This window comes from Delftia sp. WSY_10 (assembly GCF_043104705.1).
Classification (GTDB): domain Bacteria; phylum Pseudomonadota; class Gammaproteobacteria; order Burkholderiales; family Burkholderiaceae_C; genus Comamonas; species Comamonas tsuruhatensis.
The window spans coordinates 42,569-67,158 of sequence record NZ_JBICKY010000052.1 but is presented as its reverse complement, the minus strand read 5'-3'; the positions used below and the strand labels follow the sequence as shown (position 1 = coordinate 67,158).

Here is a 24,590-nt window from a genome sequence, read left to right as displayed (position 1 = left end):
GCGGCTTACCCTTCGGCCCGGCGCGTGGCCAGCATGTAGTTCACAGATGTGTCTGCACTGAGCCAGTAGCGCCCGGTGATGGGGTTGTGCTGCAGGCCCTTGCTGGCCTGCAGATCAAGGCCAGCCTGACGGGCGAACATGGCGAGTTCGCTGGGCTGGATCAGTTTCGCGTACTCATGCGTTCCCTTGGGAATCATCTTGAGCAGGTATTCTGCCGCGACGATGGCCAGACCGAAAGCCTTTGCACTGCGGTTGATCGTAGAGAAGAACACCCAGCCGCCAGGCTTGACCAGCTCAGCACAGGCCGACACCACGGAGGCGGGATCGGGCACATGCTCCAGCATCTCCATGCAGGTCACCACATCAAAGGAACCAGGCTGCTCCTGGGCCAGACGCTCCACACTCACTTCGTGGTAGTGAATGTTGGGCGTACCCGTCTCCAGTGCATGCAGCTGGGCCACGCGCAATGCCTTGGTGGCCAGATCGATGCCAACCACTTCGCGCGCACCCTTGCGCGCCATGGAGTCGGCAAGGATGCCGCCGCCACACCCGACATCCAGAATTCTGCGCCCATTCAAGGGAACTTGCGCATCGATCCAGTCCAGCCGCAGCGGATTGATCTGATGCAGGGGTTTGAACTCACTTTCCGGGTCCCACCAGCGATGGGCCAGGCTGGAGAATTTCTCCAGCTCCGCCGGGTCGGCGTTGAGGTTGATTGCGTTGCTCATGGCGTCGATTGTCGGCGATTGCGGTGACCGTTCAGCCATAAAAAAAGCCCCGTTGCCGGGGCTTTTGCGAGAAGCAATCGAAAGATTACTGGGCGGCGCGGGTGCCGACCACTTCGATTTCCACGCGACGGTTCTTCGCGCGGCCTTCCTTGGTCTTGTTGTCGGCGATAGGCTGCTTTTCGCCCTTGCCTTCGGTGTAGACGCGATTCTTTTCGATGCCCTTGGACACCAGGTAAGCCTTCACGGCTTCAGCGCGGCGGACCGACAGCTTCTGATTGTAGGCGTCAGAGCCAACGGAGTCGGTGTGACCCACGGCGATGACCACTTCCAGGTTGATGCCCTTGACCTTGGAGGCCAGGTCGTCCAGCTTGGCCTTGCCTTCGGGCTTCAGAACCGACTTGTCGAAGTCGAAGAAAGCGTCGGCAGAGAAGGTCACCTTGGAAGCCACGGCCGGAGCGGGTGCCGGTGCGGGTGCGGGAGTTGCCGGAGCGGGCGTTGCGGCGGGAGCCACAGCGGCGGCCACAGGCTTAAGAGCGCCGTCGCAGTCAGCAGCTGCAGTGGCGGGCGTCCAGTTGGCATCGCGCCAGCACAGTTCGTTCGTGCCGTTCTTCCACACCAGTTCGCTGGTGCCGTTTTGCCAGTTGTCGATGGTCTTGCCACCGTCAGCAGCCTTCACTTGTGCGCCAGCGGCCGTTGCGAGGGCGGCAGAGGCAAACAACATCGCCACTTTGTTCAGTTTCTTCATGGTTCTCCTCTTGGGGAAAAAGCCGCAGCAGGGCTGCGAATCTGTGGACGTCATCAGTGACCATCACCAAAAACGTTGAATTGATTGTGCCATACGTCACATGCAGACGGACCGCCAAGCGGGGGCCAACAAGTAGGACAGCGGCGGAATTCCAGGGTTATGTTGCTCGGCTGCTACACGTCATTAGACCTAAAATGGGCCTTTTCCCGCCGTCAGAGTATCGCCACACATGACCCAGTTTGCTAAAGAAACCCTGCCCATCAGCCTCGAAGAGGAGATGCGTCGCAGCTATCTCGATTACGCAATGAGCGTGATCGTGGGCCGGGCGCTGCCCGATGCGCGAGATGGTCTCAAGCCTGTGCATCGGCGCGTGCTTTTTGCCATGCACGAGCTCAACAACGACTGGAACCGGCCGTACAAGAAGTCGGCGCGTATCGTCGGTGATGTGATCGGTAAATACCACCCGCACGGCGACAGTGCGGTGTACGACACCATCGTGCGCATGGCGCAGGATTTCTCGCTGCGCCACATGCTGGTGGACGGTCAGGGCAACTTCGGTTCGGTGGACGGGGACAGCGCGGCGGCGATGCGTTACACCGAAATCCGCCTGTCCAAGATTGCCCATGAAATGCTGGGCGATATCGACAAGGAAACGGTCGATTACGGCCCGAACTACGACGGCAGCGAGCGCGAGCCGCTGGTGCTGCCTGCGCGGCTGCCCAATCTGCTGGTCAACGGTTCCTCGGGCATTGCCGTGGGCATGGCCACCAATATTCCACCGCACAACCTCAACGAGGTGGTGGACGCCTGCCTGCACCTGCTGCAGACGCCCCAGGCCACCATCGACGAGCTGATGGAGATCATCCCCGCGCCCGACTTCCCGACGGCCGGCATCATCTATGGCATCAACGGTGTCAAGGAGGGCTATCGCACGGGTCGCGGACGCGTGGTGATGCGTGCCAAGTGCCACTTCGAGGACATCGACCGCGGCCAGCGCCAGGCCATCATCGTCGATGAGCTGCCCTACCAGGTCAACAAGAAGACGCTGCAGGAGCGCATGGCCGAGCTGGTGCACGAGAAGAAGATCGAGGGCATCAGCCACATCCAGGACGAGTCCGACAAGTCGGGCATGCGCCTGGTGATCGAGCTCAAGCGCGGCGAAGTGCCCGAGGTCGTGCTCAACAACCTGTACAAGCTGACCCAGCTGCAAGACACCTTCGGCATGAACATGGTGGCGCTGGTCGATGGCCAGCCCAAGCTGTGCAATCTGAAGGATCTGGTCGAGGTCTTCCTGCAGCACCGCCGCGAAGTGGTCACGCGCCGCACGGTCTATGAACTGCGCAAGGCGCGCGAGCGCGGCCATGTGCTGGAAGGCCTGGCGGTCGCGCTGGCCAACATCGACGACTTCATCGCCATCATCCGCAACGCGCCCACGCCACCTGTGGCCAAGGCCGAGCTGATGACGCGCAACTGGGACAGCAAGCTGGTGCGCGAGATGCTGACGCGCACCCGTACCGATGGCGGCGTGGTCAATGCCGACGACTACCGCCCCGATGGCCTGGAACGCGAATTCGGCATGCAGGCCGATGGCCTGTACCGCCTGTCCGAGACCCAGGCCCAGGAAATCCTGCAGATGCGCCTGCAGCGCCTGACCGGCCTGGAGCAGGACAAGATCGTCGCCGAGTACAAGGACGTGATGTCCGTCATCGAGGACCTGCTGGACATCCTGTCCAAGCCCGAGCGCGTGTCGGCCATCATTGGCGACGAACTCAAGCAGATCAAGGCCGAGTTCGGCCAGAGCAAGGTCGGAGCCCGCCGCAGCACGGTCGAGTACAGCGCGCAGGACCTGTCCACCGAAGACCTGATCACGCCCACCGACATGGTGGTCACGCTCAGCCACACGGGCTACATCAAGAGCCAGCCGCTGTCCGAGTACCGCTCGCAAAAGCGCGGCGGGCGCGGCAAGCAGGCCACGGCCACCAAGGAAGACGACTGGATCGACCAGCTGTTCATCGCCAACACGCACGACTACCTGCTGTGCTTCTCCAACCGCGGCCGCCTGTACTGGCTCAAGGTCTGGGAAGTGCCGGCGGGCTCGCGCGGTTCGCGTGGCCGCCCCATCGTCAACATGTTCCCTCTGCAGGATGGCGAGAAGATCAACGTGGTGCTGCCGCTGACGGGCGAGTACCGCAGCTTCCCGGCCGACCACTATGTGTTCATGTCCACCAGCATGGGCACCGTGAAGAAGACGGCGCTGGACGAGTTCTCCAACCCGCGCAAGGCCGGCATCATCGCCGTGGGCCTGGACGAGGGCGATTTCCTGATCGGCGCAGCCCTCACCGACGGCAAGCATGACGTGATGCTGTTCAGCGACGGCGGCAAGGCCGTTCGATTCGACGAAAACGACGTGCGCCCCATGGGCCGCAATGCGCGTGGCGTCAAGGGCATGACCCTGGAAGAGGGCCAGAGCGTGATCGCGATGCTGGTGGCCGAGGACGAATCGCAAAGCGTGCTCACGGCCACGGAAAACGGCTACGGCAAGCGCACGTCCATCGTCGAGTACACGCGCCATGGCCGAGGCACCAAGGGCATGATTGCCATCCAGCAGTCCGAGCGCAACGGCAAGGTGGTCGCCGCCACCCTGGTCCACGCCGATGACGAAATCATGCTGATCACCGACACTGGCGTGCTGGTGCGCACCCGGGTGTCGGAAATCCGCGAGCTGGGCCGAGCCACCCAGGGCGTGACGCTGATCTCGCTGGACGAAGGCGCCAAGCTGGGCGGCCTGCAGCGCATCGTCGAAAACGATGCCAACGAAGTCGAGGGCGAGGCCACGGACGAGGAAGCCCCGGGCGGCAACGAAGCCGCTGCCGAAGGCACGGGCGAGCCCGCCTGATGACCCGGCCGCCGCTGGGGCTGCCTCCCACACCGGGAGTGCAGCCGTAGCGGCGGCCCAGATTTTTGACAGTTGCAGGCCCCGCCCGACCTGGCACCTGCGCGTGACTTGACAGTGAACTCCATGAACCGCCCTTACAACTTCTCCGCCGGCCCTGCCGCCATTCCCGCCGAAGTGCTGCAGCAGGCAGCCGCCGAAATGCTCGACTGGCACGGGTCCGGCATGAGCGTGATGGAGATGAGCCACCGCGGCAAGGAGTTCATCTCCATCTACGAACAGGCCGAGGCCGATCTGCGCGAGCTGCTGGCCGTGCCGCCCGAATTCAAGATTCTGTTCATGCAGGGTGGCGGCCTGGCCGAGAACGCCATTGTTCCGCTGAACCTGTCGCGCGCCGGCACGGTGGACTTCGTGCTCAGCGGCAGCTGGAGCCAGAAGTCGGCCAAGGAAGCACGCAAGTACGTAGCCGATGCACACATCGCAGCCAGCGGCGAGGACAGCCAATTCACCACCCTGCCCGCCCCTGAAAGCTGGCAACTGAGCCGTGGCGCCAGCTACGTGCACATCTGCAGCAACGAAACCATCCATGGCGTGGAGTTCCAGGAACTGCCCGACCTGAAGGCGCTGGGCTGCGATGCTCCGCTGGTGGTGGATTTCTCCTCGCACGTGGCCTCGCGCCCCGTCGATTGGAGCCGCGTGGGCCTGGCGTTCGGCGGTGCGCAAAAGAACCTGGGCCCGGCCGGCCTGACCCTGGTCATCGTGCGTGAGGACCTGCTGGGCCACGCCCTGCCCGCCTGCCCTTCGGCTTTCGACTACAAGACCGTGGCCGACAACCAGTCGATGTACAACACGCCGCCCACCTGGGGCATCTACATCGCGGGCCTGACCTTCCAGTGGATCAAGCGCCAGACCGAAGGCGGCCTGACCGGCGTGGCGGCCCTGCAGGCGCGCAATATCGCCAAGGCCGACCTGTTCTACCAGTACGTGGACCAGTCCTCGTTCTACGTGAACAAGGTCGCTGCCAATTGCCGCTCGCGCATGAACATCCCTTTCTTCCTGCGCGACGAGTCGCGCAATGACGCCTTCCTGGCCGGAGCCCGGGAACGCGGCCTGCTGCAGCTCAAGGGCCACAAGTCCGTCGGCGGCATGCGTGCCAGCATCTACAACGCCATGCCCATCGCTGGCGTGCAGGCGCTGGTGGAGTACATGCGCGAATTCGAACAGCGCAACGCCTGACCGACCACACCCCTTCCATGAGCACCCCACCCCAAGCCTCTCCCGATCTGGCGCATCTGCGCGTGCAGATCGACGATATCGACCAGCAACTGCTGGATCTGCTGAACCGACGCGCCCGCGTGGCCGAGCAGGTCGGCGAGGTCAAGAAGCGGGAAGGCACGCCCTTCTTCCGCCCTGACCGCGTGGCCCAGGTCATCCAGAAGATCGAGTCCGCCAACCCCGGCCCGCTCAAGAACGCCCATGTCTCGGCCATCTGGCGCGAGATCATGTCGGCCTGCCTGGCGCTGGAGTCACCCCAGCGCGTAGCCGTGCTGGGCCCAGCGGGCACGTTCTGCGAGGAAGCGGCCATCCAGTACTTCGGCGGCGCGGCCGACCTGATGTACTGCAACAGCTTCGACGAGGTGTTCCACGCCACGGCTGCGGGCAGCGCGCAGTACGGAGTGGTGGGCGTGGAGAACTCCAACGAAGGCGTGGTCACGCGCTCGCTGGACATGTTCCTTCATACGCCCTGCCACGTGGTGGGAGAGGTCAGCCTGCTGGTGCGCCACAACCTGCTGCGCAGCACCAACACGACCGAAGGCATCAAGGTGGTTGCGGCTCACCCCCAGGCCCTGGCCCAATGTCAGGGCTGGCTGTCCAAGCATCTGCCACATGCCGAACGCCGCCCGGTGTCCAGCAACGCCGAAGGCGCCCGCCTGGCGGCGCTGCACCCCGACATCGCCGGCCTGGCCAGCGAACGCGCGGCCCAGCAATTCGGCCTGCACGTGGTGGCGCATGCCATTCAGGACGATGCCTACAACCGCACGCGCTTCGCCGTCATCTGCCTGCCGCACACGCTGGCGACGCCCGCACCCAGCGGGCAGGATTGCACCAGCATCATCATCTCCGTGCCCAACCGTCCCGGCGCCGTGCATGACCTGCTGGTACCGCTCAAGCGGCACGGCGTCTCCATGACGCGCTTCGAATCGCGCCCCGCACGCACCGGCCAGTGGGAGTACTACTTCTACATCGACCTCGAAGGTCACCCGGCCCAGCCCAACGTGGCCAGCGCGCTGCAGGAGCTGCGCGAGCTGTGCGCCTTCTACAAGGTGCTGGGCACCTATCCGGTCTCCAAGTGATGCAGCCGTTCGAACAACTGGGGTTGATCGGCTGCGGCCTCATGGGCGGCTCGTTCGCGCTGGCGCTCAAGCAGGCCGGGCTAGTCAAGCGTGTCGTGGGCTACAGCAAATCCCCGTCCACCACCGAGCGCGCACGCCAGATGGGCGTCATCGATGTGGAGGCACCCTCGGCCCTGCTGGCCGCCGCCGGCGCAGACCTGGTGCTGCTGGCGGTGCCCGTGGCGGCTACCGAGGCCACGCTCAAGTCCATCAAGCACCTGGTCACGCCCGGGATGATGATCATGGACGTGGGCTCCACCAAGGTCGACGTGGTGCATGCCGCACGCTCGGCATTGCGCGACCAGCTCGGCTCCTTCGTGCCGGCCCACCCCATTGCGGGCAAGGAAGTCTCGGGCGTCGAGCATTCCGACCCCCAGCTGTACAAGGGCGCACAGGTCATCCTGACGCCCACGGAACGCACACTGACCGAGCACCTGCAAAAGGCCCAGTCCCTGTGGGAGCTGCTGGGCTGCCGCGTGCGCGCCATGTCGCCAGAAGCCCACGACAGCGCCTTTGCCACGGTCAGCCACCTGCCGCATCTGCTGGCCTTCGCCATGATGCAAAGCGTGATCACCCAGCCCGATTCCGATGAGGTGCTGTCCCTGGCCGGCCCCGGCTTCCGTGACTTCACGCGCATTGCAGCAGGCGACCCCAAGATGTGGCGCGATGTGCTGCTGGCCAACAGCGAACAGGTGCTGGCGCAGTCGCGCCAGTTCCAGCAGGCGCTGCAGCAACTCGAATGCCTGATCCAGGCCGGCGACGGCCAAGGCCTGGAAGACCACCTGACCCTGGCCAGCGCGGCGCGTGCCCACTGGCGCATGGGCGTACCGCGCCGCTGACGCGCAACGCCGGCCGCGCTCCAAGCGCCCCCGAGCGCATCTGTGGATTGCGGCCAGCGCGGCCGCAATGCCTTCCGACAGCCTGTTTGCCTCCGAATTGCCATGTTCAGTACCGCCTTCCTCGATATCCCCCCTCTTTCCCGCGCTCAGGGCACGGTGAGCCTGCCAGGCTCCAAGAGCATCTCGAACCGCGTGCTGCTGCTGGCAGCGCTGAGCCAGGGCACGACCGTGGTCCACGACCTGCTTGACTCGGACGACACGCGCGTCATGCTCCAGGCCCTGCAGCAACTGGGCTGCACGGTGGAGCCCACCGCCATCACCGCCGACCAGCCTGTGCGCATCACCGGCCTGGGCGGCGTCCTGCCCTCCGGCGCCAGTGCCGAGCTGTTCATGGGCAACGCCGGCACGGCCATGCGGCCGCTGACGGCAGCCCTGTCCGTGCTGGGCGGCGACTTCCAACTCAGCGGCGTGCCGCGCATGCATGAGCGCCCCATCGGCGATCTGGTCGATGCGCTGCGCCAGCTCGGCTGCCGCATCGACTATCTGGGCAACGAGGGCTTTCCTCCGCTGCACATCCGCCAGCCCGATTTCTCGCAGCTGCCGCACAGCCCCATCCAGGTGCGTGGCGATGTCTCCAGCCAGTTCCTGACCTCGCTGCTGATGGCGCTGCCGCTGCTGGCCACCACGCGCGACATCACCATCGAAGTCGTGGGCGAGCTGATCTCCAAGCCCTACATCCATATCACGCTGGAGTTGCTGGCCCGCTTCGGCATCGTCGTGCACAACGAGAACTGGCAGCGCTTCACCATCCCGGCCGGCAGTCGCTACCGCTCGCCGGGCGAGATCCATGTCGAGGCAGACGCCTCGTCGGCGAGCTACTTCATCGCACTGGGCGCCATCGCCTCGGACAGCGCCGAAGGCATCCGCATCCTCGGCGTGGGACTGGATTCCATCCAGGGCGATATCCGCTTTGTCGAAGCCGCGCGCGCCATGGGCGCCGAGGTGGAGGGAGGCCCGAACTGGCTGCGCATCCGCCGCGGCGCCTGGCCGCTCAAGGCCATCGACCTGGACTGCAACCACATCCCCGATGCCGCCATGACGCTGGCCGTCATGGCCCTGTATGCCGATGGCACGACCACGCTGCGCAACATCGCAAGCTGGCGCGTCAAGGAGACCGACCGCATCGCGGCCATGACCAAGGAGCTGCGCAAGCTGGGCGCCGAAGTCGAGGAAGGCGCGGACTTCATCCGCGTCACACCACCCGCATCCACCGCCGCATGGCGCGCGGCCAGCATCCACACCTACGACGATCACCGCGTGGCCATGTGCTTCTCGCTGGCGGCCTTCAACCCGGCCGCCCTGCCGGTGCGCATCGAAGACCCCAAGTGCGTCGCCAAGACCTTCCCCGACTACTTCGAGGCCCTGTTCTCGGTCTGCGAGACGGCCCGCGCGCGCATTCCCGTGATCTGCATCGACGGCCCCACGGCCTCCGGCAAAGGAACCATCGCCGCCGAGGTGGCCGAGGCCCTGGGCTACCACCTGCTGGACTCAGGCGCGCTGTACCGCCTCACAGGACTGGCCGCGTCGCGGGCCGGCATGGTGCTGGACGAATCCCACGCCCCGCAGATTGCCGCGCTGGCGCGCGCGTTGCCCGTGCGCTTTGATGCCGAGCAGCGCATCTGGCTGGGCGACGAGGATGTCACCCTGATCCTGCGCAGCGAGGAGTCGGGCATGAACGCCTCGCGCGTCTCGGCCCTGCCGGCCGTGCGCGATGCACTGGTGGACCTGCAACTGTCCTTCCAGCAGCTGCCGGGGCTGGTCGCCGATGGCCGCGACATGGGCACGGTGATCTTTCCCCATGCTCCCCTCAAGGTCTATTTGTCGGCCTCCGCCGCCTGTCGCGCCGAGCGCCGGCATAAGCAGTTGATTTCCAAAGGAATTGCCGCTAACATAAGCGCCCTTCGGGCAGACCTTGAAGCACGCGATGCGCGGGACATGAACCGCAGCGTTGCACCGCTCAAGCCCGCCCAGGATTCCATGCTGCTTGACAGCTCCGAGCTTTCCATCGAAGAGGTGGCAGAGCAGGTGCTTTCATGGTGGCAGGAACGCCAGCCGTTCGGCCGCGACTGATTGCCAGTTGCGCCGCACGGTCGGCAACCCGCCCTCAGGGCCCAGACATGGCGGCACCGCCCCGTGTACGGCCCGAGGTTCATAGACTCCAACCCCGTGGTTGAACCCACAACACCTCCGCAAACAGTCCTAGAAACGCTTGGCAATGGTGCCAACGGAAACCTGTTTGCGGGCAAGGAAATACATGTCTGAATCTTTTGCCTCCCTGTTTGAAGAATCGCTGCAACGCACGGAAATGCGTCCTGGCGAGGTCATCACCGCTGAAGTCGTGCGCGTCGAGCACAACTTCGTCGTCGTGAACGCTGGCCTGAAGTCGGAAGCCTATGTGCCGATCGACGAATTCAAGAACGACCAGGGAGAAATCGAAGTCCAGGTGGGCGACTTTGTGTCGGTCGCCATCGGCTCGATCGAAAACGGCTACGGCGACACCATCCTGTCGCGCGACACCGCCAAGCGCCTGGCCTCGTGGCTGGCTCTGGAAAAGGCCCTGGAATCGGGCGAATTCGTGACCGGCACGACCTCCGGCAAGGTCAAGGGCGGCCTGACGGTGCTGGTCAACGGCATCCGCGCCTTCCTGCCCGGTTCGCTGATCGACACCCGTCCGATCAAGGACCTGACTCCGTACGAAAACAAGACGATGGAGTTCAAGGTCATCAAGCTGGACCGCAAGCGCAACAACGTGGTGCTGAGCCGCCGCGCCGTGGTCGAAGCCTCGATGGGCGAAGAGCGCGCCAAGCTGATGGAAACGCTGAAGGAAGGCGCCATCGTTCAAGGCGTGGTCAAGAACATCACCGAATACGGTGCGTTCGTGGACCTGGGCGGCATCGACGGCCTGCTGCACATCACCGACATGGCATGGCGCCGCGTGCGTCATCCTTCGGAAGTCGTGCAGGCTGGCCAGGAAATCACCGCCAAGATCCTCAAGTTCGACACCGAGAAGAACCGTGTCTCGCTGGGTCTGAAGCAAATGGGCGACGACCCGTGGATGGGCGTTTCGCGCCGCTATCCCTCGAGCACCCGCCTGTTCGGCAAGGTCACGAACATTGCCGACTACGGCGCGTTCGTCGAGCTGGAACCCGGCATCGAAGGCCTGGTGCACGTCTCCGAAATGGACTGGACCAACAAGAACATTGCTCCGACCAAGCTCGTGACCCTGGGTGACGAAGTCGAAGTCATGGTGCTGGAGATCGACGAAGACAAGCGTCGCATCTCGCTGGGCATGAAGCAGTGCAAGGCCAACCCCTGGCAAGAGTTCGCGCAGAACACCAAGCGCGGCGACCGCGTCAAGGGCCCGATCAAGTCGATCACCGACTTCGGCGTGTTCGTGGGTCTGGCTGCCGGTATCGACGGCCTGGTGCACCTGTCCGACCTGTCCTGGAACGAGCCCGGCGAAGCTGCCGTGCGCAACTACAAGAAGGGCCAGGAAGTCGAAGCCATCGTGCTGGCCGTGGACGTCGAGCGCGAGCGCATCTCCCTGGGCATCAAGCAGCTGGACAGCGATCCCTTCACGACCTTCGTGACCGTGAACGACAAGGGCCAGATCGTGTCGGGCAAGGTCAAGACGGTGGACGCACGCGGTGCTGAAATCGATCTGGGCGAAGACATCGTCGGCTACCTGCGCGCTTCGGAAATCGCCGTTGACCGCGTGGAAGATGCCCGCTCGGTGCTGAAGGAAGGCGACGAGATCACCGCCGTGGTGGTCAATGTGGATCGCAAGACCCGCAACATCCAGCTGTCGATCAAGGCCAAGGACCAGGTTGACCAGCAAGAAGCCATGGCTTCCCTGTCCGCCCAGTCGGCCAAGGAAAACGCCGGCACGACCAGCCTGGGCGCCCTGCTGCGCGCCAAGCTGGACAACTCCGACAAGTAATCTGCAGCCAGTCTGCTGACCGCTGAAGGTCGGATGCGACGGGTGCCTCCGGGCGCCCGTCGCCATTTCAACCCCTGATTCCTATCCTTGATGACCCGATCCGATCTCGTCGAAGAACTCGCAGCACGCTTTGGCCAACTGAGCCAGCGCGACGCCGAGCAGGCCGTCAAGACGATTCTTGACGCCGTCAGCGATGCCCTGGTGCGCGGCCATCGCATCGAAATCCGCGGCTTTGGAAGTTTCTCGGTCAACCACCGCCCGCCCCGCATGGGCCGCAATCCCCGCAGCGGCGAGGCCGTCCACATTCCGTCCAAGCGCGTGCCGCACTTCAAGCCCGGCAAGGCCCTGCGCGAAGCCGTGGACCTGCGCCCCGGCGCGGCGCCCGACACGGTTGCCGCCAGCTCCGCAGGCACCGGCCCTGCCGCCTGAAAGCCGGCTTGCCGGCTGCGCGCACTGCTGCCGTCGTCACCGCCAGGCTCTAGAATCGTTCCCGTCACACAAGGGAACACATGAAGTACTTCCTGTGGCTGCTCAAGGCGGCCATTTTTTTTACGCTGTTCGCCTTCGCACTGAACAATCAGCAGGACGCGACGGTGCACTTCTTCTTCGGCACCTCCTGGACTGCGCCGCTGGTACTGGTGGTGCTGGCGGCCTTTGCACTGGGCCTGATCGTGGGCGTTCTGGGCATGGTGCCGCGCTGGCTCAAGCACCGCAATGCCGCGCGCTCGACCCAGGGCACCGCGCCTGCAGCCGAAGGAGCGGCGCCAGCCACGGCGCCCAAGGCGCCCCCCTCCCCCATCCTGCCGGGCGACGTGCATGGAATTTGATCTGAGCTGGATACTGCTGGGCCTGCCCGTGGCCTTCGTGCTGGGCTGGCTGGCCTCGCGCTGGGACCTGCGGCAGATCCGCGCCGAAAACCGCCAGGCACCCAAGGCCTACTTCAAGGGATTGAACTTCCTGCTCAACGAGCAGCAGGACAAGGCCATCGACGCCTTCATCGAAGCCGTGCAGAACGACCCCGACACCTCGGAGTTGCACTTCGCCCTGGGCAATCTCTTTCGCCGCCGCGGTGAATACAACCGCGCCGTGCGCGTGCATGAGCACCTGCTGTCGCGCGGCGACCTCAGCCGCGTGGACCGCGACCGCGCCCAGCACGCGCTGGCCCAGGACTTTCTGAAGGCAGGCCTGCTCGATCGCGCCGAGGACGCGCTGCGCCGCCTGGAAGGCACGGCCTTCGAGGCCGAGGCCCGCCTGGCCCTGCTGGCCATCTACGAGCGCTCGCGCGACTGGACACAGGCCGCCGCCATTGCTCGCCGCATGCAGGATGCCAACCAGGGGGACTTCAGTGGCCGGCTGGCGCACTACCTGTGCGAAGACGCCCAGTCCTTGCTCACGCAGGGCCAGCAGGCCGAGGCGCTGCAGCGGCTGCAGCAAGCCATCACCACAGCACCCCAGGCTGCGCGACCGCGCCTGGAGCATGCCCAGCTGCAGCATCGCATGGGGCAATCGGCCCAGGCCTTGCAAACGCTGGAAAGCCTGGCCGAGCAGTCCCCCGCCGCGCTGCCGCTGGCAGCCCAGTTGCTTGTGGACATCGCAGCCGCCACGGGCCAACGCCAGCATGTCCACCAGCTGCTCAGCCAGCAATACACCCAGGCACCTTCGCTGGACCTGCTGCAGGCACTGGTTGCGCTGGACGCTCAAATTGAAGAACAGAGCACCGATGGTGAAACCAAGGCACCAGGACGCGCCCGCCTGGTCCAGCATCTGGACCGGGAACCTTCCCTGGTGGCTGCTGCGCAGTGGCTGGCTGGCGAGAAACTGTCCGAGGAGCAATACCACCCAGCCGTGCAACGCGCGCTGGACCACGCCGCCAAACCGCTGACCCGCTATCGCTGCGCGGCCTGCGGCTTCGAGGCGCGCCAGCATTTCTGGCACTGCCCCGGCTGCCAGAGCTGGGACAGCTACCCGGCCCGGCGCGTCGAGGAGCTGTGATGGGCCGGGATGGCGAAAGGCGGCCTTATCCCCGACACCGCGTCACCCCCATTGGCAAACACGGCATGGCCAGTGTATTTTCAGAGTATTCCTAGAAACCGCCCTGGAGGGCGCGTGGCCATTGGCTTTGGGCGCGTGCGGCCGTGCCTGCGCCGGCCTCCTGGAGCCCGCGACTGCCTGGCGGCACGCCAGAGGCCTGCATAAGATGCTTCTGGGTCGCAATGTTGCGGCCCTCAACATTGAGGGATCAGGAGGTTTGTATGTTCAGAAAATTGATGGCTGGCTTCATTGCGCTGCTGTGGTCCGTGATGGCTTTGGCCGCTGTGGAAGCCAACAAGGCGAATGAAGCCGAACTGACATCCATCAAGGGCATAGGCCCGGCCATGTCGGCACGCATTCTCGAGGAACGCAAATCCGCCCCCTTCAAGGACTGGCCCGACTTCATCGCACGGGTCAAGGGTGTGGCGGAACCGACAGCCACCAAGTTTTCGGGCGAAGGCCTGACTGTCAACGGCAGCAGCTACAAAGGCCACAGCGCCAAGCCTGATGCCAAGGACACTGCGACCAAGGGGGGCAAGGACACGGCCGCCCAGGGCACCAAGCCGACCAAGGAGCAGGCGGCAAAGCCGGCCACTCCAGCCAAGGCCGGCTCGGCCTCCTGAAGACGCGAACTGTCTCTATCCAACCCGCTTCGGCGGGTTTTTCATGCGTACGACCCTCGGGGTATGCGCGGCCATAGCCTGAAACATGCTCAGGTTTTCATAGCGAAGCAAAAAACCTTGCCCGTAAAATGGACCGCCCATGCACCTGATCACCCTCATACTCCTACCCTTCATCGGCAGCCTGATTGCCGCAATGCTGCCCGCCAATGCGCGCAATACGGAGTCGACTCTGGCCGGCGTGATCGCATTGGGCTGTGCCATACAGACCGCATTGCTGTTTCCACAGATCGCCGATGGGGAAGTGCTGCGCCAGGAGATCGAGTGGCTGCCGGCACTGGGACTGAACCTGGTGATCCGCATGGACGGCTTTGCCTGGATGTTCTGCATGCTGGTGCTGGGCATAGGCTCGCTGGTCGTGCTGTATGCGCGCTACTACATGTCGCCGGCCGATCCAGTGCCGCGCTTTTTCTCTTTCTTTCTGGCCTTCATGGGCGCGATGGCGGGCGTGGTGCTGTCGGGCAACATCATCCAGATTGCCTTCTTCTGGGAGCTGACCAGCCTCTTCTCCTTTCTTCTGATCGGATACTGGCACCATCGCAAGGATGCACGCCGCGGCGCGCGCATGGCGCTGACGGTGACGGGCACAGGCGGCCTGGCCATGCTGGCCGGCATGCTGGTGCTGGGCCACATCGTGGGCAGCTATGACCTGGACAACGTGCTCATCGCCGGCCAGCAGGTGCGTGACCACCAGCTGTACCTGATCGCCCTGGTGCTGATCCTGCTGGGCGCGCTGACCAAGAGTGCGCAGTTCCCCTTCCACTTCTGGCTGCCGCACGCCATGGCCGCGCCCACGCCGGTGTCGGCCTATCTGCACTCCGCCACCATGGTCAAGGCCGGCGTGTTCCTGCTGGCGCGCATGTGGCCCGTGCTGGGTGACACCGATGCCTGGTTCTGGCTGGTGGGCGGAGCCGGCGCGGCAACCCTGCTCATCGGCGGCTATCTGGCCATGTTCCAGCACGATCTCAAGGGATTGCTGGCCTATTCGACGATTTCCCACCTGGGCCTGATCACGCTGCTGCTGGGCCTGAACAGCAAGCTGGCCGCCGTGGCTGCGGTGTTCCACATCATGAACCACGCGACCTTCAAGGCCTCGCTGTTCATGGCCGCGGGCATCGTCGACCATGAAAGCGGCACGCGCGACATCCGCCGCCTCTCCGGCCTGCGGCACATGATGCCCATCACGGCCACGCTGGCCTGCGTGGCCAGTGCGGCCATGGCGGGCGTACCGCTGCTCAACGGCTTCCTGTCCAAGGAAATGTTCTTCGCCGAGACCGTCTACCTGGATGCCGCTCCCTGGGTGCGCACGGCCTTGCCGGTGGCCGCCACGGTGGCGGGCATGTTCAGCGTGGCCTATTCGCTGCGCTTCACCATCGACGTCTTCTTCGGCCCCAAGGCCACCGACCTGCCGCACGACCCGCACGAGCCTCCGCACTGGATGCGCGTGCCCGTCGAGCTGCTGGTGCTGGCCTGCCTGGTGGTGGGCATGCTGCCGGCGTGGGCGGTGGGCAGCTTTCTCGCAGCGGCCGCCACGCCTGTGGTCGGCGGCGACCTGCCCGAGTACAGCCTGGCCATCTGGCACGGCTGGAACATGCCCTTGATCATGAGCCTTGTGGCGTTGATTGGCGGCATCCTGCTGTACATGCTGCTGCGCTGGCAGCGCCAGGCCGGCCATATGGATACCGCGCCGCTGGTGGGCACGCTCAGCGGCCAGCGTGTTTTCGAGAATCTGCTGGCCCGCCTGTCCCTGCTGGGCCGCTGGTCGCGCCGGCGCCTGTCCACCATGCGCCTGCAGTGGCAGATGCTGTGGCTGGTCTGCACCGCCGTGCTGGCTGGCGTTCTGCCCCTGTGGCTGCAAGGCATCAAGCTGGGCGACCGGAGCATGCTGCCGCTGTCGCCCGCCTTCGTGATGCTGTGGGCCGTGGGCATTCTCTGCGCCCTGGGTACGGCCTGGAAGGCCAAGTACCACCGGCTGACGGCGCTGATCATGCTGGGCGGCGCCGGCCTGTGCACCTGCCTGACCTTCCTGTGGTTCTCGGCGCCTGACCTGGCGCTGACGCAGCTGGTCGTCGAGGTCGCCACCACGGTGCTGATGCTGCTGGGCCTGCGCTGGATGCCCAAGCGCGACAAAAGCCTGCACATTCCCGTGCTGTCCGCCGAGCTGCGCGCCCGCTCGCGCCGCATGCGTGACCTGCTGCTGTCGCTGGTTGCAGGTGGCGGCATGGCCTGGCTGGCCTTCGCCATGATGAGCCGCCCCTTCTATGACGGGGCCTCCACCTTCTTCCTGGAACATGCGCTCAGCGATGGCGGCGGCACCAATGTGGTCAACGTCATGCTGGTGGACTTCCGGGGCTTCGACACCTTCGGCGAGATCGTGGTGCTGGGCATCGTGGCCCTGGTCGTCTATGCGCTGCTCAGGCGCTTTCGCCCGGCCCGCGAGACGCTGGACCTGCCCGAGCAGCAGCGCTACATGCCTGGCGACCTGCAGACCGATCTGTTCAATCCGCGCAACGCAGGCGATACGGCCGTGGGCTACCTGATGGTGCCCGCCGTGCTGGTACGGCTGCTGCTGCCGTTTGCCGCCCTGGTTTCCGTCTACATCTTCATGCGCGGCCACAACGAGCCCGGCGGCGGCTTCGTGGCCGGCCTGGTGTTCTCGGTCGCCTTGCTGATGCAGTACATCATCTCCGGCACGCAGTGGGTCGAGGCCCACCTGCCGATCTTCCCGCGCCGATGGATCGGTGTCGGCCTGCTGTTCGCACTGGGTACCGGCATGGGCTCCATCGTGGCCGGCTATCCCTTTCTCACCAGCCACACCTTCCATATGACCCTGCCAGTCGTCGGCGACGTGCATCTCGCCAGCGCCCTGTTCTTCGACATCGGTGTGTTCTCGCTGGTGGTCGGCGCGACCATGCTCATTCTGACGGCCATCGCCCACCAATCGGTGCGCAGCCACCGCTACCACGCCCGTCTGCTGGAGGAGCAGCAGCAACAGGCCGAAGAGGCCGAAGCCGCCGTGCAGCAGGCCACCGCTGCAGCGCTTGCACGAGGAGGTTTCTGATGGAAGTCGTGCTTGCCATTGCCATCGGCGTACTGACGGGCTCGGGCGTGTGGCTGCTGCTGCGCCCACGCACCTACCAGGTCATCATGGGCCTGGCCCTGCTGTCTTACGCAGTCAACCTGTTCATCTTCAGCATGGGCCGCCAGGGCCTGGCCATCGACAAGGAGCCCGTGCTGCGCGCCGGCGTGCCGCAGGATCTTGCGCACTATGCGGATCCCATGCCGCAGGCGCTGGTGCTCACGGCCATCGTGATCGGCTTTGCCATGACGGCACTGTTCCTGGTGGTGCTGCTGGCCTCGCGCGGCACCACGGGCACCGACCATGTGGACGGAGCCCATTCCCGCACCGAGCAGGAGATGCCATGAACGAGCTGACCGCCCGTCTCATGCCGCACCTGATGCTGGCGCCCATCGTGCTGCCCATGCTTTCGGCAGCGCTGATGCTGTTGCTGCGCGAAGAGCGCCAGCGCCTCAAATTCGCTCTTGGACTGGTATCCACCCTGATGGGGCTGGGCGTGGCCGTGATGCTGATGCTGTGGACCGACCAGGCCGGCGCGCCGGTCAACCTGGGCGTCTACATGCCGGGCAACTGGCCCATGCCCTTCGGCATCTCGCTGGCACTGGACCGCCTGACCGGCATGATGCTGGTGCTGACCTATACGGTGGCCCTGGCCTCGCTGGTCTTCTCCAGCGCCCGCTGGCACCGCGCGGGGATGCACTTTCACTCGCTGTTCCAGTTTCAGCTGATGGGCCTGAGCGGCGCCTTCCTCACGGCGGACCTGTTCAACCTGTTCGTGTTCTTCGAGATCATGCTCGCGGCCTCCTATGGACTGGTCCTGCATGGTTCCGGGCGGACGCGCATCCAGGCGGGCCTGCACTACATCGCCATCAATCTTGCAGCCTCGTCGCTGTTCCTGATCGGCGTGTCCATGCTCTACGGCCTGACCGGCACGCTGAACATGGCCGACCTGGCACGTGCCATCCCCCAGGTCAGCAGCGACGACCGCGGGCTGCTGCATTCGGCCGCTGCCATCCTGGGCATTGCCTTCCTGACCAAGGCAGCCATGTGGCCGCTGAACTTCTGGCTGGTGCCGGCCTACAGCGCAGCCACCGCTCCCGTGGGCGCCGTGTTCGCGCTCATGACCAAGGTGGGCGTCTACGTGGTGCTGCGGCTGTGGACGCTGCTGTTCAGCTCCGAGGCCGGCGCCTCCGCCCTGTTCGGCAGCACCTGGCTGATCGTCGGCGGCATGCTGACCATGGCCTTCGGCGGCCTGGGCATGCTGGGCTCGCAGCGCCTGACGCATATCGCGGGCTTTGCGGCCGTTCTCTCTTCGGGCACCTTGCTGGCCGCCACGGGCTTTGGCCAGAACGCCTTGACGGCGGGGCTGCTGTACTACCTGCCCAGCTCCACCCTGGCCGTGAGCGCCCTGTTTCTGATCGCCGACGTGGTGGACCGCTGGCGCGTGGATGACGATGCGGGCGAGCCCTATGAGGATGACGAGGCTCCCTTCCTCAACGCCGAACTGCTGCCCACGGAGGGCTTCAACCTCGACGAATCCGAAGAGGTGCTGATCGGCCGCGCCATTCCCGCAGCGGCCGCCTTCATCGGCCTGAGCTTCATGCTGGCCACCCTGGTGGTCACCGGCCTGCCCCCGCTTTCGGGCTTTGTAGGCAAGTTCGCCATGCTGTCAGCCCTGCTCAACCCGCTGGGCCTGGGCAACTCCAGCGGCTTCCAGGCCGGCTGGGCCGGCTGGGTGCTGGTGGCGCTGATGATCGCCACGGGACTGCTCGCCCTGCTGTCGCTGGTGCGCGCCGGCATACGCCATTTCTGGGCGACCGAGGAGCAGAACTCGCCCTCGTTGCGTGTGGCCGAAGGCCTGCCCATCGCCGTGCTGCTGGCCTGCTGCGTGGCGCTCACCGTGCAGGGTGGCCAGCTGATGGGCTACACGCAGCGTGCGGCCGATGCGCTGCTGGCGCCCGATGTCTATGTGCGCTCCGTCATGGGCACGCAGCCGGAGCCGAGCCCGGCAGAAAAGAAGGCGCGGCTGGAAGCCGGCCCCGAAGGCGCCGCGCGCGCCGCTGCCCAGGCCAGCGGCGCCCCCATGCCCGCAGGCATAGGCGATGCAGGCCCAACGGCCGGCAAGGAGGATTCCCGATGATGAAAACCCTGCTGCCCGCGCCGCTGCTGTCGGTGGCGCTGTTCCTGCTGTGGCTGCTGCTCAACCGCTCGTTCAGCAGCGGCCAGATCCTGCTGGGCGCCTTGCTGGGCCTGTTGCTGCCGCTGCTGCTGCGCGGCCTGCGCCCCTTGCCCGTGCGCGTGCGCCATCCGCTGACCATCGTGCGCCTGGGGCTGCGCGTGGTCTGGGACACCTCGGTGTCCAACTTCAACGTCGTGCGGTTCATGCTGTTTCCGGGCATGCGCAAGCACCCGGCCAACTTCGTGCGCATCCCGCTGGAACTGCGCGACCCCAACGGCCTGGCCGTGCTCGCCATGATCGTGTGCATCACGCCCGGCACGGCCTGGGCCGAGATCTCGCGCGACCGCTCCCAGCTCATGCTGCATGTGCTGGAGGTCGATGATCCCGAAGAGATCGTCCAACACGTCAAGCGCTCCTACGAGCGCCCCCTGATGGAGATTTTCGAATAATGCCCTGGTTCCACTGGACTTTGATGTTCGCGCTGGGCCTGCTGGTCGCCGCCATGGGCTGCGCCGTGCTGCGCCTGCTCAAGGGCCCGCACGCCCAGGATCGCGTGCTGGCGCTGGACTGCATGTACCTCAACGGCATGCTGGCCATGCTGCTGATGGGCATCATCTATGACAGCACCAGCTATTTCGAGGCCGCCCTGCTGGTTGCGCTGTTCGGCTGCGTGGGCTCCACGGCCATGGCCAAGTTCCTGCTGCGCGGCGAGGTGATCGAATGATGCCGGAAACCACCACGCTGCCGCTGTGGTGCCAGATCCTGGTGGCTGTGCTGGCGTTGGGCGGCGCCATCATCGCCTTTCTGGGCTCCATGGGCCTGTGGCGCCTGGACAGCTATTTCGAGCGCGTGCATGCGCCTTCCATCATCGCCACCATGGGCTGCTGGCTGATCATGCATGCCACCTGGATCTACTTTTCCGTCAGCGGACAGAGCCTGGCCGTGCATGCGCTGCTGATTGCGGTGTTCATCTCGGTGACCGTTCCCATCACGACCATCTTCCTGATGCGTGCAGCCCTGTTCCGCGCACGCCGTGCGGGCCAGGACGTGCCGCCGCCGCTGAGCAGCGTCGTGCGCAACGAGCCGGCCGAACACCCGGACGTCTGAAGCGCAATCGGGCCTGAAAATACCCGCCGATGCGGCAGGCAGCGGCAGGCAAAAGCCCTACTGCCAGCTGTCCAGCATACGAATTCGCCCACGGCTGCGTCAATGCGCCAAAGCACCCGGTGCGCGAGCCCCGCGGCTATGAGTTTGTGAGCGTATAGTGCAGTCATCATCTGCGCCGGCAACGTATTTGATGGAACGGCCACAGGCGTGGCCGCCCTGGTTTTTCCTGTGTACGAGGGTTCATGCAAATCTCTTCCCCCCTGACCGATACCGACCTCGCCAACGGCTGGTCGGCCCTTCACAACCAGGCACACAACGGCATGGCATTGCAGCAGAACTCCAATCGCCTCGCCTTCGCGGACCCGGAATTCATGTTCCGCCGCGAAACCCGCGGCATCCGCATGCAGCTGGAGCTGCTCAAGCCGGACCTGGCCCAGATCGAGCGCGGCATCGAGCACACCGTCGTGGTCTATGGCAGCGCCCGCTTCGTGGACCTGGAGCAGGCCGAGCAGCAATTGGCCGACGCACAGGCCAGCGGCGATCCCCAGCGCGTTGCCTTGGCCGAGCGCGCCGTGCGCAATGCGCACCGCTATGAACAGGCCCGCGCCTTCACGCGCATCGTGGCCGCCGACAGCCTGAACCAGCCGCCCGAGGAGCGCCTCTACATCTGCACCGGCGGCGGCCCCGGCATCATGGAGGCGGCCAACCGAGGCGCCCATGACGTGGGCGCGCCCAGCATCGGCCTGAACATCGAGCTGCCGCACGAGCAAAACGGCAACCGCTTCATCTCGCCGGACCTGAGCTTCAAGTTCCACTACTTCGCCCTGCGCAAGATGCATTTCATGATGCGCGCCAAGGCCCTGGTGGCCTTCCCCGGCGGCTTCGGCACGCTGGACGAGCTGTTCGAGGTGCTGACCCTGATGCAGACCGGCAAGACGCATTCCGTGCCCGTGATCCTGTTCGGCACCGAGTTCTGGAAGCGGCTGCTCAACATCGACCTGATGATCGAGGAAGGCACGATCTCGCCCAAGGACCTGCAGCTGTTCCGCTATACCGATGATCCGGTCGAGGCCTGGGCGCTGATCAAGCAGTTCCACGCTGGCGGCTGGTAAGCCGCAGCGGCCGGCAGGCAGCCACCGCATCGCAAGGCGATCTGCGCACCAAGGCGCAGGTCGCTTTTTTTCATTCCGGCTTGCGCGGCGTCAGCCCCATGAACCAGGCCGTGCGGATGCCCGAGGCCACGGCCGCGCCCACCACCCAGAACAGGGCTGAGACGCCGATCAATGCCCCCGCCGAGCCGAACAGCACGGGCATGGCCACGCTGGAGGCATTGATGGCCATGAGCCGCAGGCCCAGTGCCTCGCCATGGCGGTGCTCGGGCGTGATCTGGTGCAGCATGCTCATGACCATGGGCTGCACAGATCCCAGTGAAAAACCCAGCATCACCGAACACATGCCCATGGTCAGCGCCGAGTCCATGAAGGGGTACAGCGCAAAGACGAAGGCGGTGATGGCCATGGCACCGGAGATCACGGCGCCTTCGCGCAAGCGCTCGGCCACCAGCGGCATGGCCAGGCGGATGGCGGCGGCCGCCACGGCAAAAATGCCCAGCAGCGTGCCGATGACCGAGGCGCTCAGGCCCTTCTCATGGCCCAGCAGCGGCAGCACGAAGGTGTGCACGTCCCAGCATGCGGACTGCAGCCAGTTGACCAGCAGCAGGTTGCGGAAATTGCGGTCGCGCAGCAAGTCCCAGGCATGCTGCTTCGGACCGCCTATGGGCGCACGCACGGGCGGCAGCTCCTGCGTGTGGCGCACCCAGCTCCAGGCCAGCACGGGCACCAGGGCCAGCAGGCCGAAGGCGACGCGGTAGCCCATGGTGCTGCCCTCGCCGCCAAAATTCGCGTGATCGATCAGCAGCCCGGTGCTGAAGGGCCCGATGAAGTTGGAGATGGCCGGGCCTATGGCCAACCAGCTGAACACCTTCTTGAGCGCCACCGCATCGTGGGTGACACGGCCCGCATGGCGCTGCACGGCAATCACCACGGCGCCGCTGGCTCCGCCCGTCAACAACGCCGCAAGGCATAGCACCGGATACAGCGGCAATGCCAGCGCCAGCGCGCAGCCCCCGCTGGCCGCCAGCATGGACAGGAAAAACGGCTTGCGAAAACCATGCTTGTCAGCGAAGCGCCCGGCCGGCAGCGCCAGGAACACCTGGGTCAGCGCGAACAGCGCCAGCAAGATGCCCACGGCCGCCGCGCTATAGCCCTGCTGCAGCGCCAGCAAGGGCGCTGCCAGCCGCATGCCGGCCATGGTGGCATGCACGCTGACCTGCGCCATGATGACCTTGAACAGGGCCAGGTTCATCTCAATCCTGCTCCGATCCCGGCTCCATTCCGGCCGCAGCATCCTTGTCATCCGGCAGGCCGGGCCGCGCTGCACTAGAGGTCGGCGCGGGCAGCTCCTGCACGTCGCGCAGCTGGCGCTGGATGGCGCGCGTGCGCACGCCCACCTGCTCGAAGCGCTTGGCCGCCGCGTCTATGGACTTGCGCGTGGCATCCACCACTTCGCCGAACTTGGCGAACTCGGTCTTGACCTGGCCGAGCACCGCCCAGACCTCGGACGAGCGCTTTTCGATGGCCAGCGTCTTGAAGCCCATCTGCAGGCTGCTGAGCATGGCGGCCAGGTTGGCCGGGCCGGTGACCATCACGCGGCAGCCGTTCTGCACGGCCTCGACCAGGCCGGGGCGGCGCATGACCTCGGCAAACAGGCCTTCGGTGGGCAGGTAGAGCACGGCAAAGTCCGTGGTGTGCGGCGGGCTCACGTACTTGCCGTGGATCTTGCGCGCCTCGAACTTGATCGATGCCTCGAAGGCATTGCCTGCCGCGGCAATGGCCGCCTTGTCCGCCGCATCCTGGGCGTCGAGCAGGCGCTGGTACTGCTCCACCGGGTACTTGGCATCGATGGGCAGCCAGACCGGCGTCTCGTCGCTGCGTCCGGGCAGGCGGATGGCGAACTCCACCATGTCGTCGCTGCCGGGCACGGTCTTGACGTTGCGCGCGTACTGCTCGGGCGTGAGCACGTTCTCGATGATGGCGCCCAGCTGCAGTTCGCCCCAGGTGCCGCGCGTCTTCACATTGGTCATCACGCGCTTGAGATCGCCCACGCTGCCGGCCAGCGTCTGCATCTCGCCCAGGCCCTTGTGCACCTGCTCCAGCCGGTCGCTGACCAGCTTGAACGATTCGCCCAGGCGCTGCTCCAGCGTGGCATGCAGCTTCTCGTCCACCGTGCGCCGCATCTCTTCCAGGCGCGCCGCGTTGTCCGACTGGATGGTGGCCAGCCGCTCGTTGAGCGTGCCGCGCAGCTGCTCGGCATGGACCTGGCTGGATTGCGCCAGCCCGCCCAGCTGCTGCTGGATGTCGTTCTTGAGGGAGTCCAGCGTGCTGCGCGTGGTCTGCGCCAGCGCCTCGAAGCGCTCCTGCACATGGGCGTTGAAGCGCTGCGTGCTTTCGCCCTGGGCCTCGCGGGCCTGGGCGCTGTCGGCGGCCAGCCGCACGGTGAGCCGGCCCAGTTCCATGCGAAAGGCTGCCAGCGCCTCGCCCTGCTCGCGCCGCGCCGCCTGGGCATCGAGCTGGGCCTGGGCCAGATGGGCCTGCAGTTGCTGCGAGACGCGGTCCAGCCCGCCATCGCTCTTGGCCACGGCCATCTGCGTAGCCTGGGCACCGCGCTCGAGCTGCTGCAGCCGCACGTCCAGCATCTGCAGCGCCTGCAGCACCTGCTGGGGTGCCACCCCGTCCTCGCGCTGCGCCGAGCGCCTCCACAGCAGCCACATCACGGCCGCCTGCCCCAACAGCAGCACGGCCCAGGCCGCCCACCACACTCCGGATATCTGGGTCAAGATTTTGCTTGCGCTCCATGC

General features: G+C 65.6%; 21 protein-coding genes. 17 read left to right on the top strand and 4 right to left on the bottom strand.

What is annotated here, in order from left to right:
• Positions 1–5: 5 nt before the first annotated feature.
• Both ubiG and ompA read right to left on the bottom strand, forming a co-directional pair.
• Positions 6–728, bottom strand: a complete 723-nt coding sequence (gene ubiG / locus ACF8ML_RS20115) for a bifunctional 2-polyprenyl-6-hydroxyphenol methylase/3-demethylubiquinol 3-O-methyltransferase UbiG (RefSeq protein ID WP_047326835.1) — start codon at positions 726–728, stop codon at positions 6–8.
• Positions 729–813: 85 nt separating this feature from the next.
• Complete coding sequence (gene ompA, locus ACF8ML_RS20110; RefSeq protein WP_016449510.1) at positions 814–1,473, bottom strand: outer membrane protein OmpA; 660 nt, start codon at positions 1,471–1,473, stop codon at positions 814–816.
• Positions 1,474–1,702: 229 nt separating this feature from the next.
• On the opposite strand from ompA, the gene gyrA reads away from it, so the two are divergent.
• The 17 genes from gyrA (at position 1,703) to ACF8ML_RS20025 (ending at position 21,786) form a co-directional block, all read left to right on the top strand.
• Positions 1,703–4,369: a DNA gyrase subunit A gene (gene gyrA / locus ACF8ML_RS20105; protein WP_250439195.1), complete on the top strand. Its 2,667-nt coding sequence runs from the start codon at positions 1,703–1,705 to the stop codon at positions 4,367–4,369.
• Between the two features lie 123 nt (positions 4,370–4,492).
• Positions 4,493–5,602 (top strand): 3-phosphoserine/phosphohydroxythreonine transaminase, encoded by a 1,110-nt coding sequence (gene serC, locus ACF8ML_RS20100; RefSeq protein ID WP_016454363.1) that lies wholly within the window; start codon positions 4,493–4,495, stop codon positions 5,600–5,602.
• 17 nt (positions 5,603–5,619) lie between these two features.
• Positions 5,620–6,720 (top strand): prephenate dehydratase, encoded by a 1,101-nt coding sequence (gene pheA / locus ACF8ML_RS20095; protein WP_016454364.1) that lies wholly within the window; start codon positions 5,620–5,622, stop codon positions 6,718–6,720.
• On the top strand, positions 6,720–7,598 hold the full coding sequence (locus ACF8ML_RS20090) for a prephenate dehydrogenase/arogenate dehydrogenase family protein (protein ID WP_016449514.1): 879 nt from the start codon (positions 6,720–6,722) through the stop codon (positions 7,596–7,598). Before pheA ends, ACF8ML_RS20090 begins: the two co-directional genes overlap by 1 nt.
• A gap of 102 nt (positions 7,599–7,700) precedes the next feature.
• Complete coding sequence (locus ACF8ML_RS20085) at positions 7,701–9,728, top strand: bifunctional 3-phosphoshikimate 1-carboxyvinyltransferase/cytidylate kinase (protein WP_392407752.1); 2,028 nt, start codon at positions 7,701–7,703, stop codon at positions 9,726–9,728.
• Between the two features lie 145 nt (positions 9,729–9,873).
• Positions 9,874–11,598, top strand: coding sequence for a 30S ribosomal protein S1 (rpsA, locus tag ACF8ML_RS20080; protein ID WP_255247313.1), 1,725 nt, complete (start codon positions 9,874–9,876; stop codon positions 11,596–11,598).
• Positions 11,599–11,688: 90 nt separating this feature from the next.
• Complete coding sequence (locus tag ACF8ML_RS20075; RefSeq protein ID WP_017404723.1) at positions 11,689–12,027, top strand: integration host factor subunit beta; 339 nt, start codon at positions 11,689–11,691, stop codon at positions 12,025–12,027.
• 80 nt (positions 12,028–12,107) lie between these two features.
• Complete coding sequence (locus ACF8ML_RS20070; protein ID WP_047218011.1) at positions 12,108–12,425, top strand: lipopolysaccharide assembly LapA domain-containing protein; 318 nt, start codon at positions 12,108–12,110, stop codon at positions 12,423–12,425.
• A complete protein-coding gene (gene lapB / locus ACF8ML_RS20065) occupies positions 12,415–13,590 on the top strand; it encodes a lipopolysaccharide assembly protein LapB (protein ID WP_016454366.1) in 1,176 nt (391 codons plus the stop codon). The genes ACF8ML_RS20070 and lapB overlap by 11 nt, the downstream gene beginning before the upstream one ends.
• 260 nt (positions 13,591–13,850) lie before the next feature.
• Positions 13,851–14,252 carry a helix-hairpin-helix domain-containing protein gene (locus ACF8ML_RS20060; protein ID WP_047326833.1) on the top strand — a complete coding sequence of 134 codons (402 nt, stop codon included), beginning with the start codon at positions 13,851–13,853 and terminating at the stop codon, positions 14,250–14,252.
• 139 nt (positions 14,253–14,391) lie between these two features.
• A complete protein-coding gene (locus ACF8ML_RS20055; protein ID WP_047326832.1) occupies positions 14,392–17,370 on the top strand; it encodes a monovalent cation/H+ antiporter subunit A in 2,979 nt (992 codons plus the stop codon).
• Complete coding sequence (locus ACF8ML_RS20050) at positions 17,370–17,735, top strand: Na+/H+ antiporter subunit C (protein ID WP_016450499.1); 366 nt, start codon at positions 17,370–17,372, stop codon at positions 17,733–17,735. The genes ACF8ML_RS20055 and ACF8ML_RS20050 overlap by 1 nt, the downstream gene beginning before the upstream one ends.
• Positions 17,732–19,528, top strand: coding sequence for a monovalent cation/H+ antiporter subunit D (locus tag ACF8ML_RS20045; protein ID WP_017404727.1), 1,797 nt, complete (start codon positions 17,732–17,734; stop codon positions 19,526–19,528). Before ACF8ML_RS20050 ends, ACF8ML_RS20045 begins: the two co-directional genes overlap by 4 nt.
• The gene (locus ACF8ML_RS20040; protein ID WP_016450497.1) at positions 19,525–20,016 is read left to right on the top strand and encodes a Na+/H+ antiporter subunit E; all 492 of its coding nucleotides are present in this window, start codon (positions 19,525–19,527) and stop codon (positions 20,014–20,016) included. Before ACF8ML_RS20045 ends, ACF8ML_RS20040 begins: the two co-directional genes overlap by 4 nt.
• Positions 20,016–20,291, top strand: a complete 276-nt coding sequence (locus tag ACF8ML_RS20035) for a K+/H+ antiporter subunit F (RefSeq protein WP_392407751.1) — start codon at positions 20,016–20,018, stop codon at positions 20,289–20,291. Before ACF8ML_RS20040 ends, ACF8ML_RS20035 begins: the two co-directional genes overlap by 1 nt.
• Positions 20,288–20,674, top strand: coding sequence for a monovalent cation/H(+) antiporter subunit G (locus ACF8ML_RS20030; protein ID WP_016450496.1), 387 nt, complete (start codon positions 20,288–20,290; stop codon positions 20,672–20,674). The genes ACF8ML_RS20035 and ACF8ML_RS20030 overlap by 4 nt, the downstream gene beginning before the upstream one ends.
• A 242-nt stretch (positions 20,675–20,916) precedes the next feature.
• Positions 20,917–21,786 carry an LOG family protein gene (locus ACF8ML_RS20025; RefSeq protein WP_016450495.1) on the top strand — a complete coding sequence of 290 codons (870 nt, stop codon included), beginning with the start codon at positions 20,917–20,919 and terminating at the stop codon, positions 21,784–21,786.
• Positions 21,787–21,856: 70 nt separating this feature from the next.
• On the opposite strand, the gene ACF8ML_RS20020 is transcribed toward ACF8ML_RS20025, so the two are convergent.
• Positions 21,857–23,038 carry an MFS transporter gene (locus ACF8ML_RS20020; protein ID WP_016450494.1) on the bottom strand — a complete coding sequence of 394 codons (1,182 nt, stop codon included), beginning with the start codon at positions 23,036–23,038 and terminating at the stop codon, positions 21,857–21,859.
• 1 nt (position 23,039) lies between these two features.
• The gene (gene rmuC / locus ACF8ML_RS20015; RefSeq protein ID WP_047326919.1) at positions 23,040–24,530 is read right to left on the bottom strand and encodes a DNA recombination protein RmuC; all 1,491 of its coding nucleotides are present in this window, start codon (positions 24,528–24,530) and stop codon (positions 23,040–23,042) included.
• Positions 24,531–24,590: the final 60 nt, after the last annotated feature.

Bases quoted from the DNA above. Each gene is read 5' to 3' on its own strand.
- ubiG (WP_047326835.1), bottom strand. From the start codon at position 728: ATGAGCAACGCAATCAACCTCAACGCCGACCCGGCGGAGCTGGAGAAA.
- ompA (WP_016449510.1), bottom strand. From the start codon at position 1,473: ATGAAGAAACTGAACAAAGTGGCGATGTTGTTTGCCTCTGCCGCCCTC.
- gyrA (WP_250439195.1), top strand. From the start codon at position 1,703: ATGACCCAGTTTGCTAAAGAAACCCTGCCCATCAGCCTCGAAGAGGAG.
- serC (WP_016454363.1), top strand. From the start codon at position 4,493: ATGAACCGCCCTTACAACTTCTCCGCCGGCCCTGCCGCCATTCCCGCC.
- pheA (WP_016454364.1), top strand. From the start codon at position 5,620: ATGAGCACCCCACCCCAAGCCTCTCCCGATCTGGCGCATCTGCGCGTG.
- ACF8ML_RS20090 (WP_016449514.1), top strand. From the start codon at position 6,720: ATGCAGCCGTTCGAACAACTGGGGTTGATCGGCTGCGGCCTCATGGGC.
- ACF8ML_RS20085 (WP_392407752.1), top strand. From the start codon at position 7,701: ATGTTCAGTACCGCCTTCCTCGATATCCCCCCTCTTTCCCGCGCTCAG.
- rpsA (WP_255247313.1), top strand. From the start codon at position 9,874: ATGGTGCCAACGGAAACCTGTTTGCGGGCAAGGAAATACATGTCTGAA.
- ACF8ML_RS20075 (WP_017404723.1), top strand. From the start codon at position 11,689: ATGACCCGATCCGATCTCGTCGAAGAACTCGCAGCACGCTTTGGCCAA.
- ACF8ML_RS20070 (WP_047218011.1), top strand. From the start codon at position 12,108: ATGAAGTACTTCCTGTGGCTGCTCAAGGCGGCCATTTTTTTTACGCTG.
- lapB (WP_016454366.1), top strand. From the start codon at position 12,415: ATGGAATTTGATCTGAGCTGGATACTGCTGGGCCTGCCCGTGGCCTTC.
- ACF8ML_RS20060 (WP_047326833.1), top strand. From the start codon at position 13,851: ATGTTCAGAAAATTGATGGCTGGCTTCATTGCGCTGCTGTGGTCCGTG.
- ACF8ML_RS20055 (WP_047326832.1), top strand. From the start codon at position 14,392: ATGCACCTGATCACCCTCATACTCCTACCCTTCATCGGCAGCCTGATT.
- ACF8ML_RS20050 (WP_016450499.1), top strand. From the start codon at position 17,370: ATGGAAGTCGTGCTTGCCATTGCCATCGGCGTACTGACGGGCTCGGGC.
- ACF8ML_RS20045 (WP_017404727.1), top strand. From the start codon at position 17,732: ATGAACGAGCTGACCGCCCGTCTCATGCCGCACCTGATGCTGGCGCCC.
- ACF8ML_RS20040 (WP_016450497.1), top strand. From the start codon at position 19,525: ATGATGAAAACCCTGCTGCCCGCGCCGCTGCTGTCGGTGGCGCTGTTC.
- ACF8ML_RS20035 (WP_392407751.1), top strand. From the start codon at position 20,016: ATGCCCTGGTTCCACTGGACTTTGATGTTCGCGCTGGGCCTGCTGGTC.
- ACF8ML_RS20030 (WP_016450496.1), top strand. From the start codon at position 20,288: ATGATGCCGGAAACCACCACGCTGCCGCTGTGGTGCCAGATCCTGGTG.
- ACF8ML_RS20025 (WP_016450495.1), top strand. From the start codon at position 20,917: ATGCAAATCTCTTCCCCCCTGACCGATACCGACCTCGCCAACGGCTGG.
- ACF8ML_RS20020 (WP_016450494.1), bottom strand. From the start codon at position 23,038: ATGAACCTGGCCCTGTTCAAGGTCATCATGGCGCAGGTCAGCGTGCAT.